This is a genomic window from Moritella dasanensis ArB 0140 (genome assembly GCF_000276805.1).
GTDB lineage: Bacteria > Pseudomonadota > Gammaproteobacteria > Enterobacterales > Moritellaceae > Moritella > Moritella dasanensis.
Genome location: NZ_AKXQ01000002.1, coordinates 98,681 through 115,764, shown reverse-complemented (window position 1 = coordinate 115,764; position 17,084 = coordinate 98,681). Strand labels below are relative to the sequence as shown.

At 40.6% G+C, this 17,084-nt stretch carries 16 protein-coding genes and 1 other annotated feature; of the genes, 1 reads left to right on the top strand and 15 read right to left on the bottom strand.

Features of this window, described 5'->3' with window-relative positions; translation table 11 throughout:
• Nucleotides 1–9: 9 nt before the first annotated feature.
• The 6 genes from cydC to A923_RS0102235 all read right to left on the bottom strand — a co-directional run bounded on the left by cydC (nucleotide 10) and on the right by A923_RS0102235 (nucleotide 7,126).
• Nucleotides 10–1,773: a thiol reductant ABC exporter subunit CydC gene (gene cydC / locus A923_RS0102260; RefSeq protein ID WP_017220020.1), complete on the bottom strand. Its 1,764-nt coding sequence runs from the start codon at nucleotides 1,771–1,773 to the stop codon at nucleotides 10–12.
• On the bottom strand, nucleotides 1,770–3,521 hold the full coding sequence (cydD, locus tag A923_RS0102255; protein WP_017220019.1) for a thiol reductant ABC exporter subunit CydD: 1,752 nt from the start codon (nucleotides 3,519–3,521) through the stop codon (nucleotides 1,770–1,772). The genes cydC and cydD overlap by 4 nt, the downstream gene beginning before the upstream one ends.
• 141 nt (nucleotides 3,522–3,662) lie before the next feature.
• On the bottom strand, nucleotides 3,663–3,791 hold the full coding sequence (gene cydX / locus A923_RS0102250) for a cytochrome bd-I oxidase subunit CydX (protein ID WP_017220018.1): 129 nt from the start codon (nucleotides 3,789–3,791) through the stop codon (nucleotides 3,663–3,665).
• Between the two features lie 10 nt (nucleotides 3,792–3,801).
• Nucleotides 3,802–4,941: a cytochrome d ubiquinol oxidase subunit II gene (cydB, locus tag A923_RS0102245; protein ID WP_017220017.1), complete on the bottom strand. Its 1,140-nt coding sequence runs from the start codon at nucleotides 4,939–4,941 to the stop codon at nucleotides 3,802–3,804.
• A gap of 11 nt (nucleotides 4,942–4,952) precedes the next feature.
• A complete protein-coding gene (locus tag A923_RS0102240) occupies nucleotides 4,953–6,542 on the bottom strand; it encodes a cytochrome ubiquinol oxidase subunit I (RefSeq protein ID WP_017220016.1) in 1,590 nt (529 codons plus the stop codon).
• Between the two features lie 20 nt (nucleotides 6,543–6,562).
• Entirely contained in the window at nucleotides 6,563–7,126 is a 564-nt protein-coding gene (locus A923_RS0102235) for a GbsR/MarR family transcriptional regulator (protein ID WP_017220015.1), read from the bottom strand.
• Between the two features lie 365 nt (nucleotides 7,127–7,491).
• On the opposite strand from A923_RS0102235, the gene A923_RS0102230 reads away from it, so the two are divergent.
• Nucleotides 7,492–8,169 carry a lysophospholipid acyltransferase family protein gene (locus tag A923_RS0102230; protein ID WP_017220014.1) on the top strand — a complete coding sequence of 226 codons (678 nt, stop codon included), beginning with the start codon at nucleotides 7,492–7,494 and terminating at the stop codon, nucleotides 8,167–8,169.
• A 175-nt stretch (nucleotides 8,170–8,344) separates the two neighbouring features.
• Here the strand turns inward: A923_RS0102230 and hisIE are convergent, their stop codons facing one another.
• The 9 genes from hisIE to A923_RS0102185 all read right to left on the bottom strand — a co-directional run bounded on the left by hisIE (nucleotide 8,345) and on the right by A923_RS0102185 (nucleotide 17,083).
• Nucleotides 8,345–8,959, bottom strand: coding sequence for a bifunctional phosphoribosyl-AMP cyclohydrolase/phosphoribosyl-ATP diphosphatase HisIE (gene hisIE / locus A923_RS0102225; RefSeq protein ID WP_017220013.1), 615 nt, complete (start codon nucleotides 8,957–8,959; stop codon nucleotides 8,345–8,347).
• On the bottom strand, nucleotides 8,956–9,729 hold the full coding sequence (gene hisF, locus A923_RS0102220) for an imidazole glycerol phosphate synthase subunit HisF (protein ID WP_017220012.1): 774 nt from the start codon (nucleotides 9,727–9,729) through the stop codon (nucleotides 8,956–8,958). The genes hisIE and hisF overlap by 4 nt, the downstream gene beginning before the upstream one ends.
• Before the next feature lies 1 nt (nucleotide 9,730).
• Nucleotides 9,731–10,351 carry an imidazole glycerol phosphate synthase subunit HisH gene (hisH, locus tag A923_RS0102215; RefSeq protein ID WP_017220011.1) on the bottom strand — a complete coding sequence of 207 codons (621 nt, stop codon included), beginning with the start codon at nucleotides 10,349–10,351 and terminating at the stop codon, nucleotides 9,731–9,733.
• On the bottom strand, nucleotides 10,351–11,424 hold the full coding sequence (gene hisB / locus A923_RS0102210) for a bifunctional histidinol-phosphatase/imidazoleglycerol-phosphate dehydratase HisB (RefSeq protein WP_017220010.1): 1,074 nt from the start codon (nucleotides 11,422–11,424) through the stop codon (nucleotides 10,351–10,353). The genes hisH and hisB overlap by 1 nt, the downstream gene beginning before the upstream one ends.
• Nucleotides 11,425–11,470: 46 nt before the next feature.
• Nucleotides 11,471–12,538 (bottom strand): histidinol-phosphate transaminase, encoded by a 1,068-nt coding sequence (gene hisC, locus A923_RS0102205; protein ID WP_017220009.1) that lies wholly within the window; start codon nucleotides 12,536–12,538, stop codon nucleotides 11,471–11,473.
• Entirely contained in the window at nucleotides 12,535–13,830 is a 1,296-nt protein-coding gene (gene hisD / locus A923_RS0102200; RefSeq protein ID WP_017220008.1) for a histidinol dehydrogenase, read from the bottom strand. The genes hisC and hisD overlap by 4 nt, the downstream gene beginning before the upstream one ends.
• Before the next feature lie 32 nt (nucleotides 13,831–13,862).
• Nucleotides 13,863–14,774, bottom strand: a complete 912-nt coding sequence (gene hisG, locus A923_RS0102195) for an ATP phosphoribosyltransferase (protein ID WP_017220007.1) — start codon at nucleotides 14,772–14,774, stop codon at nucleotides 13,863–13,865.
• A gap of 37 nt (nucleotides 14,775–14,811) precedes the next feature.
• Nucleotides 14,812–14,931 (bottom strand) — a sequence feature (His leader region).
• A gap of 182 nt (nucleotides 14,932–15,113) precedes the next feature.
• Nucleotides 15,114–16,109 (bottom strand): tetratricopeptide repeat protein, encoded by a 996-nt coding sequence (locus tag A923_RS0102190; protein WP_017220006.1) that lies wholly within the window; start codon nucleotides 16,107–16,109, stop codon nucleotides 15,114–15,116.
• Nucleotides 16,106–17,083 carry a type II secretion system F family protein gene (locus A923_RS0102185; protein ID WP_017220005.1) on the bottom strand — a complete coding sequence of 326 codons (978 nt, stop codon included), beginning with the start codon at nucleotides 17,081–17,083 and terminating at the stop codon, nucleotides 16,106–16,108. The genes A923_RS0102190 and A923_RS0102185 overlap by 4 nt, the downstream gene beginning before the upstream one ends.
• Nucleotide 17,084: the final 1 nt, after the last annotated feature.

Sequence of the window (17,084 nt, the reverse complement as noted above, 5' to 3'; positions counted from 1 at the left end):
GTTAGGCGTTTAGAAATAGTTAAGTAACTTGCGATAGTAATCATTGGTTTCAATTAAGGTTTTATGATCCCCTTGTGCCACAATAGTCCCTTCATCCATGACCACAATCTTATCCATTTTCTGTAACATTAATGGCTTGTGCGTTATCAATATTAAACTTTGTTGTGATTGTTCAAGCTGCTCGAATAAGCTGGCTATCACCGTTTTTTCACTGCGACGATCTAGGCCTTTGGTTGGCTCATCCAATACTAATACTTTCGCATTTCTTAATAACACTTGGGCTAAACATAAACGTTGTTTTTGACCACCGGATAAACCAGAGCCTGTTTCACCAAGCCACGTTTTAAAACCATTTTCTAACTCATCAATGAAATCAAGTAGACCAGCGGCTTTACACACTTCACGCATCTCTAACTCTGTTGCACTCGGTTTAGCTAAGCGTAGATTATCACCAATCGTGGCATGAAATAGATGACTGTTTTGACTCATCAGGGCAATATGTTCACGCAACGATTCAGTATTTAAGTCATTTAAATCAATGTTATTAATCGTGATACCAGGCTTTGATTTGCGCTCAACAACTGAGCCTTGATCCAGTTCAGGTTGAAGAATAGGCCAGAAGCCCATTAATAGATTCACTAAGGTTGATTTACCTGCGCCACTAGCACCGATAATGGCCACTTTTTCACCTGGTTCAATAGTAAGGTCAATATTGTTTAACACACTGCAATGACCATCAGGATAAGTGAAATTTAAATGATTAAACTCAATTGTACCTGTTGTTACTAACGTGTTGCCGCCAACATCTGGAATTGGTTTGTCAATAATTTCAAATAAACGCGCGGCACTGTCATGCACTTTCGGTAAAATCTGACAGGCTAGGGGCATATTAATCACAGTCTCAAAACAGACTAAAATAAGCAACGCCGCACTGGCAACGAACTCTGGTTTTAAATCACCCGTTTGTGCCAAAGGTGTCAGCAAGTATAAGCTTGTTAAGACAGTCGTGTTAATTGCTAAGAATGTTAACGCAGTGGCTAACGCATGTAAGCGGTGTAAGTGTAATTCCGCTTGATGGTAGCTTTTTGATACGTGATTAATTGATTGTTGATATTGATTGGCAATTTGATAAACCAATAATTCACGCATAGATGCAACGCCGTCGACTAATTCAATTTTTAATTCACTCGAGAGCTTAGCTTGTTGTCTAGCGCGTTTTTTACTTAACAATAATATTAATATTGGTAAAACAAAACCGACAATCAGTAACGCGCTAACAATCACAAGGGCAAGGTCTGATGAAATGAAGCTCACCCCCCAACCAACGAGTGGAATACTAAAAATAGCGACTAAAACCGGTAGTAACACTCTTAAATAAAAGTTATCAAGTTCATCGATGTCTTGCTGTAAACGTGCAAGAATATCTGCTGATTTAAAGTTAACGCGGTAGTAGGGCAGTAAGGGTTCTAAGCGGGTATAAAAGTAATAACGTAACGCAGCAAGGGTATTAAACGTGGCTTTGTGCGTCAGCAGACGTTCGGCATAGCGACCTGCTGTTCTTACAATAGCAAGAAAGCGAATGATGGCTGCAGGGGTGAAGTAGTTTGCGGTCACGCCAGAAAGTCCTGCAATGGCCATGATGGTAATGAACCAACCTGATACCGCGAGTAGGCCAATATTCGCCATCACGGTAATAATTGATAACAAGGTACCGAGCAACATTAAGGGTAATTGCGGCTTAAGTAATTTCATCAACCTAACTAATGGATTCATACGCTGGTCTCCATATCGATATTAATGGTGTCGGCATAACTTCCATTTAATTCGAGCAATTCGCTATGGGTGCCTTGCTCAATAATTTGTCCTTGTTCTAATACAATTATCTGCTTAGCATCTATCACGGTATGTAAACGGTGAGCAATGACAATGACCAGATGATCCTTGGCATACTCAGCGATACTATCACTGACGACTTGCTCGGTATCTTTATCTAAATGGCTACTTGGTTCATCTAAAATTAACACATCTGGCTGGTGGTAAAATGCTCGCGCTAACGCTAACCGTTGTGATTGACCACCAGAGAGTCCAACACCACCTTCGCCAACATGGGTGTTGAGTCCATCTTTGAGCTGTGACACAAAATCAGCAAGGCCAACACTGCTTAATACTTGTTGTATTTTTTCTTCATCAAAGTGTTCAGTTAAGGCGATGTTAAAACCTAGGCTGCCATAGAAAACATGACCTTGTTGGGCTATCCAACCACAGTTATTTAACCAAGCATCACGCAGTGCTGGAGTGTGCTTAATACCGTTGATTGTCATCTCGCCGCTATCTGGCGTATTAAAGCCTACAATAGTATCGATTAATGTCGATTTACCCGCGCCACTTTCACCAATGACGGCGTACAGCCCTTGGTTTTCTAGCGTCAGGTTAATATTGTTAAGGGTATTGTTTCTGCCCGAATAGGTAAAATTAACATCTGTTAAACTGATGACGAACGGTGCTTTAAATTGTGTTTCCGTTTGGCTTTCTTTAATCGGGGTATTCAGAATCTCTAGCATGTCTTGAGCCGCTGTTACACCGGCCATCTTGGCGTGGTACTGAGTACCTAATTGTCTAAATGGTAAATAGAATTCGGGGGCAAGTAATAGTACCCACAGGGCTAATAAATAATCGACACCACCGTAATAAAGTCTAAAACCAAGAATAACAGCAACGAGTGCAATGGCGATAGAAGCAAGAAATTCCAACATGAATGAAGAAAGGAAAGCGACCTTTAAGATCCCCATTGTTTGGTTACCATAGTCTTCACTGATTGTTTTTACTGCCGCCATTTCTTGGCGAGATGCATTGAATATTTTAAGCTGAGTAAGACCTTGAATAATATCAAGGAAATGACTACTCATGCGCAGTAGTTTAGTCCAATGTTGTTGGTTTAAATCATGTGCTTTGTGGCCAATGATGATCATAAACATGGGTACCATCGGCGCAGTTAACATTAATACTAAACCCGAACGCCAATCCATTGGAAATACCGCAAATAACACCGCACTCGGGATCACTGAGCAATAAGCGACAATAGGTAAGTAGCCAGAGAAGTAATCTTCCAGTGAATCAACACCTTGATGCAGAAGTTGTGCTATTTTAGCACTACCAATCGTTTGTGTTTTGGCTGGTCCCATGGCGAAGAGGTGTTGTAATAACTGTTGTCTAATAGACACCTTAATCAACATGGCGGCATGGCGACTGTAACGTTCACTGATATAACCAAATACAGTGCGGAAAATGACGATGGTAACTAAACCGAGTAATAAGGGCGTTATTTCTGCGAGTGCTTTGTTTGAGAAGATGATTTCATTGATGATGCCAGCTAGAAACGCCATTTGTATTATCATCAATATGCCATTTAATGATCCTAAAGCAATAGCTTTGCTTAATCGACCTTGGGCATGTGTTCGTTGGCTTTTAAGCCATGTTAAACGCTCTTTTTGAGTGTATTCTGTATTTATTGATTCTGTCATTGGTAAGCCTGAAATTGGAGGAATATTAAAATACTATTTAAAGAATAGCCCCTGAAATTGGAGGTTTAGAAACAGACGCCCATCCTTGGGCGCAAAGCGTAATCCGTTATTGATATAACTTAACTATTAAAAGTTAATGTTTTAGTCTTTCTGATCATCTTGATCTTTTGCCACGTTATCCGTGTGCTGTTCCATTTCGTACCACATTACATTGATGATACCGAGAGAAACTGCCAGCAAAACACCTAGGATCCAACTGAAATACCACATGGTTTACTCCTTAATATGATGAGTGGGTGTTTTCTTCAATTTCAGAACGAGTCACCGTTCTCCACATTTTGCTATAACACCAAATCGTATAACAAAGAATAAGCGGTAAGAATATCGCTACCACGATCAACATTAAGTTAAGCGTGCCTTCACTCGAAACCGCATCCCAAATTGTTAAGCTGTGATTAGGCGTGCTGCTTGACGGCATGATAAATGGAAACATAGAAACACCCATCGTCAAAATAACACCGGCAATTGATAACGCACTGGCCGTAAATGCTAAACCACCAGGCTTAAAGCGAGCAAGTAGACCTGCTACAATCGCCATCACGAAACCTGTTATAGGTAACAACCAAAGTATTGGCATGCTGTTAAAGTTATTTAACCATGCACCCGATACTATCGTAACGACTTTATTAGTTGGTTGAGCATAAGCCTGAGTATCAATTGCACTTTGAATAACATAACCGTCAATCGTTGTGGCAATCATTACACCGGCAAGGGCAAAACTAACAACAAGCACAGCTGCAAATACTTGTGCTGCTTTTGCAGAGCGTGCCGCAACATGTTCATCGGTACGCATACTTAACCAAGTGCCGCCATGCATCAGTATCATTGAAACACTCACAACCCCACTCAATAGTGCGAATGGGTTAAATAGTGCGAAAAATGAACCTGTGGTGTAAACACGCATTAACTCGTCAAAGTTAAACGGAATACCTTGTAGCAAATTACCAAATGCAATACCAAAGACGAGAGGGGGCACTATGCTGCCAACAAATAATGCTTTATCCCAGTTATAACGCCATTTTGGTGAATCGATCTTACTGCGGTAATCAAAACCAAGTGGTCGCAAGAATAAGCAGAACAGCGTTAGCATCATTGCAAAGTAGAAGCCACTAAACGCAGTACCGTAAACCATTGGCCAAGCGGCAAATAATGATGCACCAGCAGTAATTAACCAGACTTGGTTACCATCCCAGTGTGCGGCGATGGTATTAATCACTACACGACGTTCGGTATCATCTTTTGCCACGAAGGGCAGTAAGCTACCAACGCCCATATCCATGCCATCGGTAACGGCAAAGCCGATAAGCAATATTCCGATGATTAACCACCAGATAAGTTTTAAGCTTTCATAATCAAACATAATCTAAGCCCTTAGTATTTGTCTTGACGTAATTGTGGTGATGCTTCTTGCTCTTCTTGCTCAAAGTGGTAACGACCAGTATGTAGCGAGCTTGGACCTTGTTTGGCAAATTTAACCATCAGCCACATTTCAAGAATGAACATAACGATATAAACAAGAATGAACGCAATCATCGTCATGGCAACTGAACTTGCTTCATGGTTCGAGGTTGCCATAAAGGTTGGCAAAATCTCACTAATAGCCCAAGGCTGACGACCTACTTCAGCAACAAACCAACCCGTTTCAATTGCAATCCAAGGTAGTGGTAGTGCAAACAAGATTGCTTTAAGTAACCAGCGCTTATCTTGTATTTGACGACGAGCGTTAAAGTAGAAGGCTAGAATAAATAGGCCTAACATGACGATACCACTACCAACCATGATGCGGAATGCCCAGAAGATAGGTGCTACAGGTGGAATTGAATCCTCAACCGCCATCTGGATCTGTTCTTCAGTCGCATTAATCACATCATTGGTATAACGTTTTAATAATAAACCGTAACCTAGATCATCTTTAACTTCATTGAAACTCGCGATGTTTTCAGGTGTTTCTTCACCACCACGTAGCTTCTGTAGGTAATCATAAGCAATCATACCGCCACGAATACGTACTTCATGTTCTTTTTTCAAGTCACTGATACCAGTTACTTGACCATCTAAAGAACGTGTCGCAATAAGACCTAGCGCATAAGGGATTTTAACTGCGTAATCGGTTTCCATTGTTTCTTCGTTTGGCAAGCCAACTAAAGTAAACGCTGCAGGTGCCGGTTCTGTATGGAATTCAGCTTCAATTGCAGCAAGTTTAACGCGCTGCACTTCACCCACTTCATAACCTGATTCATCACCGAGTAGTAATACACAGAATATAGCGGCTAGACCGAAACCTGAGGCAACAGAAAAAGAGCGCTTAGCAAATGCAACATCACGACCTTTTAACAGGTAGTAACTACTGATACTCATCACAAACATAGCGCCTGCAACGTAACCGGCAGCGACAGTGTGAATGAACTTAACCTGTGCCACTGGGTTGAAAACAAGTTCAGAAAAGCTGACCATTTCCATACGCATAGTGGCATAGTTAAATTCACTGCCGATTGGGTTTTGCATCCAACCGTTGGCAACCAAAATCCACATCGCAGAAAGGTTAGTCCCTAACGCCATTAAGAAAGTAGCTGCTAAATGCTGTCGTTTACTTAGTCTATCCCAACCGAGCAGGAACATACCCACGAAGGTTGATTCGAGGAAGAAAGCCATTAAGCCTTCAATCGCCAGTGGTGCACCGAAGACGTCCCCAACATAATGTGAATAGTAAGACCAGTTGGTACCGAACTCAAACTCCATGGTTAAACCGGTCGCGACACCTATCGCGAAATTAATCGCAAAGAGTTTGCCCCAAAATTTAGTCATATCACGGTAAATAACACGGCCTGTCATCACGTATACCGCTTCCATGATAAACAGGATCCAAGTCATGCCAATTGTAAGTGGTACGAAAAGGAAGTGGAATAGAGCTGTGATGGCGAACTGCCAACGGGATAACTCTACTAAGGTTTCATTAATCATTATAAGAATACTCCTCTAGACTAATTTGATTCAGAATTTTTTTTATTTGGAAATAATTGATCTTTTACAGACAGCATCTTAGATACACCAGCGCCTAACTTCATCAATCGGCTCAGCTGCTCTGGATTAAGACGTTGTAATTCAGCTGCCCATTCGGTGACCATTTCGAGCAGATCATGAATTTCTTGCATTTTAGTTTGAGAATACTCGTCACCTGCATCTGTCGGTTTTTCGAGAAGAGAAGCACGCAGTAAAGAAAGCGTCGGATCTATTTCACGTTTACGGCGTTCTTTGAATACAGTGTTAGCCATATCCCAAATGCTACCAATAGAACTGTAGTATTCTTTACGGTCACCTGGAATGTGACTCATTTGGATCAACTGCCATGATTGCAGCTCTTTAATACTCATACTGACGTTGCCACGAGAGATGTTTAAACCGCTCGCAAGGTCGTTTGCACATACCGGTGCTTCAGTAATAACAAGCAGTGCATACATTTGACCAACGGTACGATTGAAGCCCCAGCGACTGCCCATTTCACCGAAATGATAAATAAAGGATTGGTTTTGAGTTGAGATATTCACATGTTACCTAACGAACTTTCAGAAGTTTCTGAAAGTTTAAATCACTAAGTGTAATTGATCAAGGTCAAATTGAGCTGAATTACCTTGTGGAGTGTAAAGATTCGTTGATATATATCAAAACGCTATATAACTTCTTTGATTAGCCAATGACTTGTTATAAAAACCGTTTAATGACACCCTGTAGCGGTGTTAGGTGACGATTGTGATTGAGGTTAACTTAATATTTCAATAAAGTATTTTAAATTAAGTTAATTTACATAAGGTTAAAATCTATTTATTTGGTTAAAAACCCAACTATGGATTTTTTAAAGCCAAACTAATGTGTATCAATCGTCAGTTCATAAATTATGCGTAAAGGATTAATAATGTCAGTTGATAAAAAAACGCCGACATCAAGTATTGATGCAGACAGCAAAAAAAATAAAATGCAAAATAGCGTTGATGAAAAGAAAGTTAAAGATAGCTCTCAAAACGAATTTTTTAGTACATGTGCGAACAAAGTGCTTAATTTAACTGGCTGGTACTGCGAACCGATTCCTGCAAAGTATAACAAAGCTGTTATCGCTTATGCGCCGCACACATCAAATTGGGATTTTCCGTTATTGATTGGTGCGCGATTTGCTAACAAAGTGAATGTGCAATGGGCGGGTAAATCAGAAATGTTTCGTTGGCCGTTTAACAATGCATTGAAGTTTTTAGGCGGTGTGCCGATTGTACGTTCCAAGTCGACCAATATGGTACAGACGGTGGTTAACATTTTTAATACCCAAGAACGCTTTCTTTACGCGATGTCACCTGAGGGGACAAGACAGTATCAAGACTTTTGGCGATCTGGATTTTACTATATTGCCTTAGAAGCAAACGTACCGATTATATTGTATCAATTAGATTATAAGAATAAGCGTGTGACGATCGGTGATGTTGTAAACGTCACTGGGGACATAGAGAAAGATTTAGCTGCAATCGATATGGTATTTAAAAATGTAGAACCTAAATTTAAAGAGAAATATTGTTTGGCTAAATTTAAGCATTCAGTGAAGTAAGGTGATTTGGTTAGCTTTTTACGGGGAAAATAAAGCACTGTTTAAGTATACAGTTAAAAAGTGGTTATCGTAAAAACCTAAGTTTTAACTGGAGTATAGGTAATAAGTACGACTAGATAGCTACTTATTACCTATATAGGGTAGGGTAAGTCGCTATCTAGCATAAACTTAGTCGTTATTTATGACGATTTTCAAGGCATTGAACAACTTCAGTCAGTGGCACTTCTTCTTTTTGTAATAGCACGAGTAGGTGATAAAGCAGATCTGAGCTTTCATTGACCAGCTCGTCACGATCCTTCGCGACTGCAGCTAGTGCAACTTCAACACCTTCTTCACCGACTTTTTGAGCGCAACGTTTGGTACCGCGCGCAAATAAACTCGCTGTGTAGCTTACTTCTGGATCGGCTGTTTTACGTTCTTCTAGCACTTTATCAAGTTGTGCGATGAATGTTAGCGCAGGTTTGTTTTCTGTGACGAAACAGCTTTGTGTACCGAGGTGGCAAGTTGGACCACAGGGTTTAGCCGTAATAAGTAACGAATCATTGTCACAGTCTTTAGTTATCTCTTGAACCAGTAAATAATTATCTGAAGATTCACCTTTGGTCCAAAGACGTTGTTTAGTGCGGCTGAAAAAAGTAACTTTACCGATTTCTAATGTTGTCTTTAACGCTTCTTCATTCATATAACCCAGCATCAGTACTTCGCCTGATACTGAATCTTGAATGATTGCTGGCATTAAACCATCTACTTTTTCCCAATCAAGTTGGCTAATTTGTTCGTTTGTTATCATGTTCTGATCTCCACATCTTGATCTCGTAGATATTCTTTTAGTTCACCAATATTGATGACTTGCTTATGAAATACACTTGCGGCTAATGCGCCATCAACGTCTGCTTCTTTAAATACAGTGTTGAAGTGACTCATTTCGCCGGCACCGCCAGAGGCGATTAAGGGTATATTACAAATTTTACGGGCTTTGGATAACTGTACAGTGTCGTAACCACCACGCACACCGTCTTGATTCATCACATTGAGGACGATTTCACCTGCGCCACGTTTTTGAACTTCTTTAATCCATTCAAACGTTGTCCACTTGGTTACTTGTGTCCGCGTTTCGTCACCGGTGAATTGATATACTTTGTATTCTTCGGTGTCTTCATCGAAATAGCTGTCTATTCCAATCACAATACATTGCACGCCGAATTTAGCGGCAAGGCGATTGATCAAACTTGGATCTGCAAGTGCAGGGGAGTTGATTGATACTTTGTCTGCGCCGTATTCTAAAATACGCGCTGCATCTTCTTCGCTCTTAATACCACCAGCAACACAGAAAGGAATATCAATCACTTCTGCAACGCGGCTTACCCAGCTTTTATCTACAACACGTTCGTCCGCGCTGGCAGTAATATCATAAAATACTAATTCATCTGCGCCTTCTTCAGCGTAACGTTTAGCAAGTGGGACTATATCGCCAATCAATTCATGATTACGGAATTTAACCCCTTTGACGACCTTACCATCTTTCACATCTAAACAAGGTATTATGCGTTTTGCTAACATATTACATCTCCAAGAAATTCTTGATTAATTGTGCACCCGCTTTACTTGAACGCTCGGGATGAAATTGCACTCCGTAGAAGTTATTTCGGTTCACTGCCGCGGTAAATGGCGCGCCATGCGTACACGTAGCAATCGTGTCGCCACCAACTGCAAGCGCATAACTATGAACAAAATAGAAATAACTGCCACTCGGAATATCTTTGAATAATGGATGATCTTGTTGTGGTTCGATCTGGTTCCAGCCCATATGAGGCAGACGAACACCTTTACTTGGCATCGGGTCAATGCTGCCACTAATTAATCCAAGCGTGGCGACGTTACCTTCTGCCGAGAACTCAGCAAGCAATTGCATACCAAGGCAAATACCGAGTACCGGTTGAGTGAGGCTTTTTACTAAATCAATCAACTCACGGTCAGCCAAGTTTTTCATTGCTTCTTGTGCAGTACCAACACCGGGTAAGAATAGTTTATCAGCATTACGTAATACGTCGGCGTCACGGCTTACTGCGACTGAGTAACCCAGTCGTTCAATCGCAAATCTGACCGATGAAAGATTTGCACAACCAGTATCAATAATGACAACATTAAACTTTGCTTGATCTTTGATTGTGTTTTGAGTCATTAAAGCACTCCTTTTGAGCTTGGTAGAACATCGCCTTCCACTTTAATGCATTGACGAAGGGTACGACCAAAACTCTTAAATAAGCTTTCAACTAGGTGGTGAGTGTTCTTTCCTTCCGCCTTAAGATGTACTGTTGCTGCCATACCATCACTGAGAGAACGGAAGAAGTGCGGCACCATTTCAGTTGCAAACTCACCAATATGATCGCGAGGAAAGTCGGCGTTAAACTGCAGGTAAGCGCGGCCTGATAGATCCAAAGAGCAAGATGCTTCACACTCATCCATCGGTAATACAAAACCAAAACGACCGATACCACGTTTATCACCAAGGGCTTGGTTAATCGCATTGCCTAATGCTAAAGCGGTATCTTCAACTGTATGGTGATCATCAATATGTAAATCGCCAGATACACTTAGCTTTAATCTAAAACCACCGTGTGTGGCGATTTGATCAAGCATGTGGTCAAAGAAACCCATGCCAGTGTCAATTTGACTACCACCTTGACTGTCTAAATCGATATCAACTTTAATGTTTGTTTCTTTTGTTGTACGAGTCACACTCGCAACACGATTACCCTTAGCTAAGATCTTATCTGCAATCATCGGCCAGTTTAAATCGGTGCGATTATAAAAGATGCCTTCAATACCCATGTTTTCAGCAAGCTGAATATCGGTAATGCGATCGCCAATGACATAGGAGTTAGCAAAGTCTATTCGACCAGATTGTAGATATTCTTTAACCAACCCTAAATGCGGTTTACGGCAACTACAGTTGTCTTCAGTAAAATGCGGGCAAAGTAATACCGATTCAAACTTAACGCCTTGTGAAGCAAACAGCTCCATCATTGCGTTCTGTGGAATATCAAAGTCACTTTGTGGGTAACTGTCTGTGCCAAGTCCATCTTGATTCGAAACGATGACCAGTGTGAAACCTGCAGCTTGTAACTTAAGTAATGCTGGGATCACTAATGGTTCAAATTTTAGTTTCTCTAAAGTGTCGACTTGTTTATCGCTAATCGGTTCATCGATTAATGTACCATCGCGATCAATAAATAAGAATTTTTCCTTGCTCACATCGGGCTCCTGCTTGTTTATTTATTATTCTTTTAATACTCTTAAATTAAGAGAGTACGGACTTTAAAGCGACTAAAGTGCTGTGCATTTCGGTTACGCTGCCTAAGGTGATTCGAATACAGTTTTCTAATCTTGCTTTGGAACTAAAATCTCTTAATACAATACCTTGTTTACCTAATAAGCTAAACACTTTTTGGCTATCAATAAATTGTACTAATACAAAATTACCGGTTGCAGGAAATACTTTCTCGACACCCTGTAATTGATTCAGTTCGTCGATAAACGCACTGCGCATACCGTTAAGTTGTTCAACACGGGCTGTCATCACCTGGATGCCTGATTCTGTCAACGCTTGGCTAGCTATTTGTGCTACCGGCTCTGGCACCGGATAAGGCGGAATTACTTTTGACAGTAAACCAATAACGGTTTCACTGGCCAATGCAAAACCACAACGTATTGAAGCTAACGCGAATGCTTTTGATAGTGTTCTTAAAATCACCAAGTTATCAAAGTCTTGCAATAAAGACACTTGTGATGCAGCTGGACAAAATTCAATATAAGCTTCATCACAAACAATAATTGCTTTGCCTTTTGCTGCGTTCAACAAATCCGTTAAGCGGTCAGTATTTAACACATTGCCAGTCGGGTTATTTGGTGCACACAAAAAGACGATGTTAACCGACTCTAATTGCGCTGTTATCGCATCGTAATCAGGATCAAAGTTAGCATCTAGATCTTGCTTAATAATGTTAACGCCACAAGTTTCAGCGCTTACTTCATACATACCGTATGTGGGCGGGTTAATCAGAATGCTATCGACGCCGGGTTCACAGAATGTGCGAATAAGTAGTTCAATCGCTTCGTCAGCACCCCGGGTCGTTATTACTTGTTCTGGTTTAACACCAGCATAAGCGGCATAACCTTTAATGACGGATTCAGGTTGAAACTCGGGATAACGATTTAAGCGGCTACAGTCTAGCGAGTAGTGACCGCAATCAGGTGCTTCATTGGCATTTAACCAAACATCACCGGTACCCCCAATTCTACGCGCAGACTGGTATGGCGTCAGTTCCTGAACGTTCTTTCTTGCCAGTAGTGTTAACTTGCTGCTCATTGCATTGCTCCCAAACGGTCAATTCTGATTGTGACGGCACGTTTGTGTGCGTCAAGTCCTTCTGCATCAGCCAGACAAGTGACCGTCTTCGCCAAGCTTTTGAGACCATCTTGGGTTAACTCCTGAACAGTAAAGCGTTTAGTAAAATCAGCAAGTCCTAAACTTGAATACGTTTTAGTGTAACCATAGGTTGGTAACACATGATTCGTACCACTTGCATAATCACCAACTGACTCCGGTGACCAAGCGCCTAAGAAAATGGAACCAGCATGCTTAATCTTCGGTAATAAACTACGCGCGTTTTCTGTTTGTACAATTAAATGTTCGGGTGCATATAAGTTGCTAATTGCTATTGATGTGTCGGTATCATTAGTGACGATGATTAAACTTGATGCAATAGACTGTACCGCGATCTCTTGGCGAGAAAGGCAAGCCAATTGTAGCTGCACTTGCTCAGACACTTCGGTTGCTAACGTACTTGATGACACGACCAAGATTGATTGTGAATCAGGGCCGTGTTCCGCTTGAGACAATAAATCAGCCGCGATGAAACCGGCATCCGCATCGGCATCGGCAATAACCAATACTTCAGATGGACCCGCTGGCATATCAATTGCTGCGCCATTAATGTCCGTACTTACTTGGCGTTTGGCTTCAGTAACAAAAGCATTACCAGGTCCGAATATCTTATCCACTTTAGCAATAGACTCAGACCCGTAAGCGAGTGCTGCTATGGCTTGTGCACCACCGAGGGTATAAATCTCGGTAACCCCACATAACTGGGCAGCAAACAAAATTTCATCTGCAATTGGTGGCGGCGTCGTTAATACAATACGTTCACAATTGGCAATGTTAGCGGGTGTTGCAAGCATAAGAACCGTTGATGGTAGTGGGGCCGTACCGCCAGGGATATATAAACCAACAGCATCAATTGCAACCGTGTGCATTTCACACACCACACCAGGCATTGTCTCTACACGAATCGTATCTTGTACTTGCGCTTCATGGAAAAGATGAATGTGCTGTTGAGCTTGTTTGATAGCTTGCTTGGTTTCACTGTCTACGCGTTGACTTGCCGCTGCAATTTCTGCCGCTGTCACCCGTAAACAATCCGTTTCAACTTTATCAAACTTTGCGGTGAGTGCTTTTAAAGCGCTATCACCTTCATTTCTAACTTGCGCAATAATGTCAGTAACAATGTCACCGATTTTTGCCGAGTTTGATATTGCAGGTCGCATTAATAATGCTGATTGTTGTACCTGACTAAGTTGATCCCATACGACTGTTTTCATGCTTGATCCTCCCTTAACATTGCTTGCTGATACTAACCTAGCATTTTTTCAATAGGTAATACTAAAATTGAACTTGCGCCTAACTGTTTCAGTTCTTCCATTGTTTCCCAGAACAGTTTCTCAGTACTGACTAAGTGTACTGCAACCGTATCTTCAGTCGACGCCAGTGGTAATACCGTTGGGTTTTCAGCACCAGGAAGTAGGGCAATAACTGCATCAAGTTGTGATTTTGGTGCATGTAGCATGATGTACTTGCTTTCTTTTGCTTGCATTACACCTTGAGCACGTACCATTAAGCGATCAACTAATGCTTGCTTATCTTCTGATAACGCGGCTTTAGCTTGGATTAATACTGCTTTAGAATGGAAGATGTCTTGTACTTCTTTCAGACCATTGGCTTCAAGTGTGGCACCGGTAGATACCAAATCACAGATTGCGTCGGCAATACCTGCGCGTGGCGCAACTTCAACAGAACCATTGAGCATAACGGGTTTAAAGCTGACACCTTGCTCATCTAAATAGCGTTTTAGTAATTCTGGGTACGATGTTGCAATACGTAAGCCTTGTAATGATTGAGGACCTTGATAATCAAACTCTTCTGTTGCTGCAATGGATAAACGGCAGCCACCAAATGTCATACGTTTAAGCAGCTTATACTCTGCGGGCTCACCAAGACGTTGACGCTCTAGTTCTTTCTCTTCTAGTTCGTTTTCACCAATGAAGCCTAGATCAGCAACGCCATCCATCACTAAACCAGGAATGTCGTCGTCACGTACACGAAGTAAATCAACCGGCATGTTTTCACAGTGTGCGATTAAACGCTGTTCGCGCATGTTAATTTTAAGGCCCATTGCTTTAAGTAGGTTTTGAGATTCAGTGCTAAGACGGCCTGATTTTTGAATTGCGATTCTTAGTCTTGGTTGTTCATTTTTTGTGTCTAACATAGTCATCCTTAAACCTTGTCAAAATAATTGTCTGTAAACGAAAAAACCCCCGAAAGTTTAATCTTCCGAGGGTTTTTCTAAATGAGTTCCGGAAGTTTGCATGCATACACCTCCAGTTAACAGCCTGAAAGCTAATCAAATATGATGATGGTGATGCACGTTTACTTTCAGATTGTTATTCATATGATTTATCCAGTTAGTATGTTGTTACTAATAAGTTTGGTTGAGTTCACAATAGCAATCTAGGATAAAATTGCAACGCTTTTTTGACTATTATTTATAACTATTATGTATACAATTTTTGAATTAAACATTAAACACCAAGGAAACGTAGAATAATTACTCATCTGAATAAGCTAGATCGATATTTTTATTCATGTGGATTTTAAGATTTTCAAGATTTACATTGGCTTTCACAAAATAGCTTGGCGAAAGTTCTATTGCACGTTCAAGAAAGTATTCTGCTTCACGATAACGACCTTCTAATATTAAAAAGTAGCCAATATCATTATAAGCATGCTCTGTTGGCATTACTTGCTTTAAGGTTTGCAGCGCTTTTGAATACATGCCCTTACGTACGTAAACTAAACCTAAATCTACCCAGGCTCTTGAAAATTGCATATCAAGATCGATAGCTGTTTTAAAATTTATTTCAGCTTCAACAAAATTACCAACTAGGTAATGAGAGTAGCCGATATTAGTGAATAAAATCGGGTCTTGTGGTGTGACTGGTTTTATTAAGTTAAACAATGCAATTGCTCTATCGTGATCACCTTTAAGATCATGAATCACAGCTAAGCCCATGTAAGCCTCTGTTGGGGATAGTTCATCAAGCGAAAAATAAGTATTCTTTGTTTGTTCTTCGTTAGCAAGGCGTAGTTGATCCGTGGCTATCGCTTTGGTTAATAAAACTAAAGCATCCTGTTTATTTCTTTGGGCTAAATAAATAATACCAAGTTGGGTCTGAGCTAATACATGCGATGGTTCTACTTTAAGTACTTGTCTAAATGCTTTTCTGCCAAGTTCGGTATTTCCCTGTTTTACTTCGAGTAAACCGATTTTATAAAATACAGCAGTATTAGTCATTGCTATTGTTGGTTTTTCTTCATCACTTGGCTGAATTTCTAATGCTTTGGCATAGAGCACAATAGCTTTATCAAATTGGCTATTTTGTTCAGCAGAAACAGCCTGCGTAAGTGTGGTCTCTCTTGTGTCTGGTGGAATATCTGAAAAATCGAGTTGATTATTACTGCTGGTGGTTGTACAACCAGATAAAAACGTTAAGCCAATAATGGTAAATAGCCAATTATTAATTCCATATGATTTTGTTATCAAAATGCTTCTCCCCAAACTGCCATGACTTTTAAAACGGCAGGTCCGATAGCGACGATAAAGAACGAAGGCCAAATACAACACATCATCGGAAAAATCATTTTAACGCCTAATTTCGCTGCATTTTCTTCTGCGGCCTGCAATCGCTTCTCACGGTATTCATCGGAATATATACGGATTGTTGCTGCGACCCCGGTACCCAACCTTAAACTTTGTACAATAACCGAATTTAGTCCTCTAATATCTTCTAGGCCCGTTCTATCGCTAAACTCTTTTAACGCTTGCTGTAAAGTAAGCCCGTATCTAACTTTACTGCAAACTAAATTTAGTTCGAAGGCTAAATCGGGATGTGCAAGTTTTAATTCCTTTGCGACTCGTTGAAATGCTTCCAGTAAGCCGAGTCCCGATTCACAACATACGATGAGTAAATCGAGAGCATCTGGAAAGAAACGTCTTAAATTTCCCATTCTACGGTTGGCCATTTTCTTTAATATCATACCGGGTAACAGGTAAGCGATGCCCAGCACAAAGGCGATTATATAGACAACGGTCGTTGTTGAATAAGTTGAAATATTATTGATTAAGGCAATAACTATCCCGCCACTCATTAATAATAATAATAGTTTAACGGAATTGAATATTTTAAGTGCATCTTGAGAGTGGAAACCGGCATGAATAAGTAGTTTTTTAGTTGATGAATCACCCTGATAATGTTTATTAATAAAAGGAACATGGTTCAATTTATCAATGGTATGCTCTAGTGATGACTCATATTCTTTGGCCAGGTCTTCAGGCTGTGCTGACTCGTTAGAAAGTTTGCTTAATTGTTTTTTTACCGGAGAGTAAAGCCCCGATATCAAAGATGAAAGCGCAATGGCTAGAGTTATTCCAGCTACACCTGCAACCAGATAAATGGTCCATTTCATTATTTCGGGGTCGGTAAATGTTGTTTCGAAAAGTTGTATAATTTGATTCATG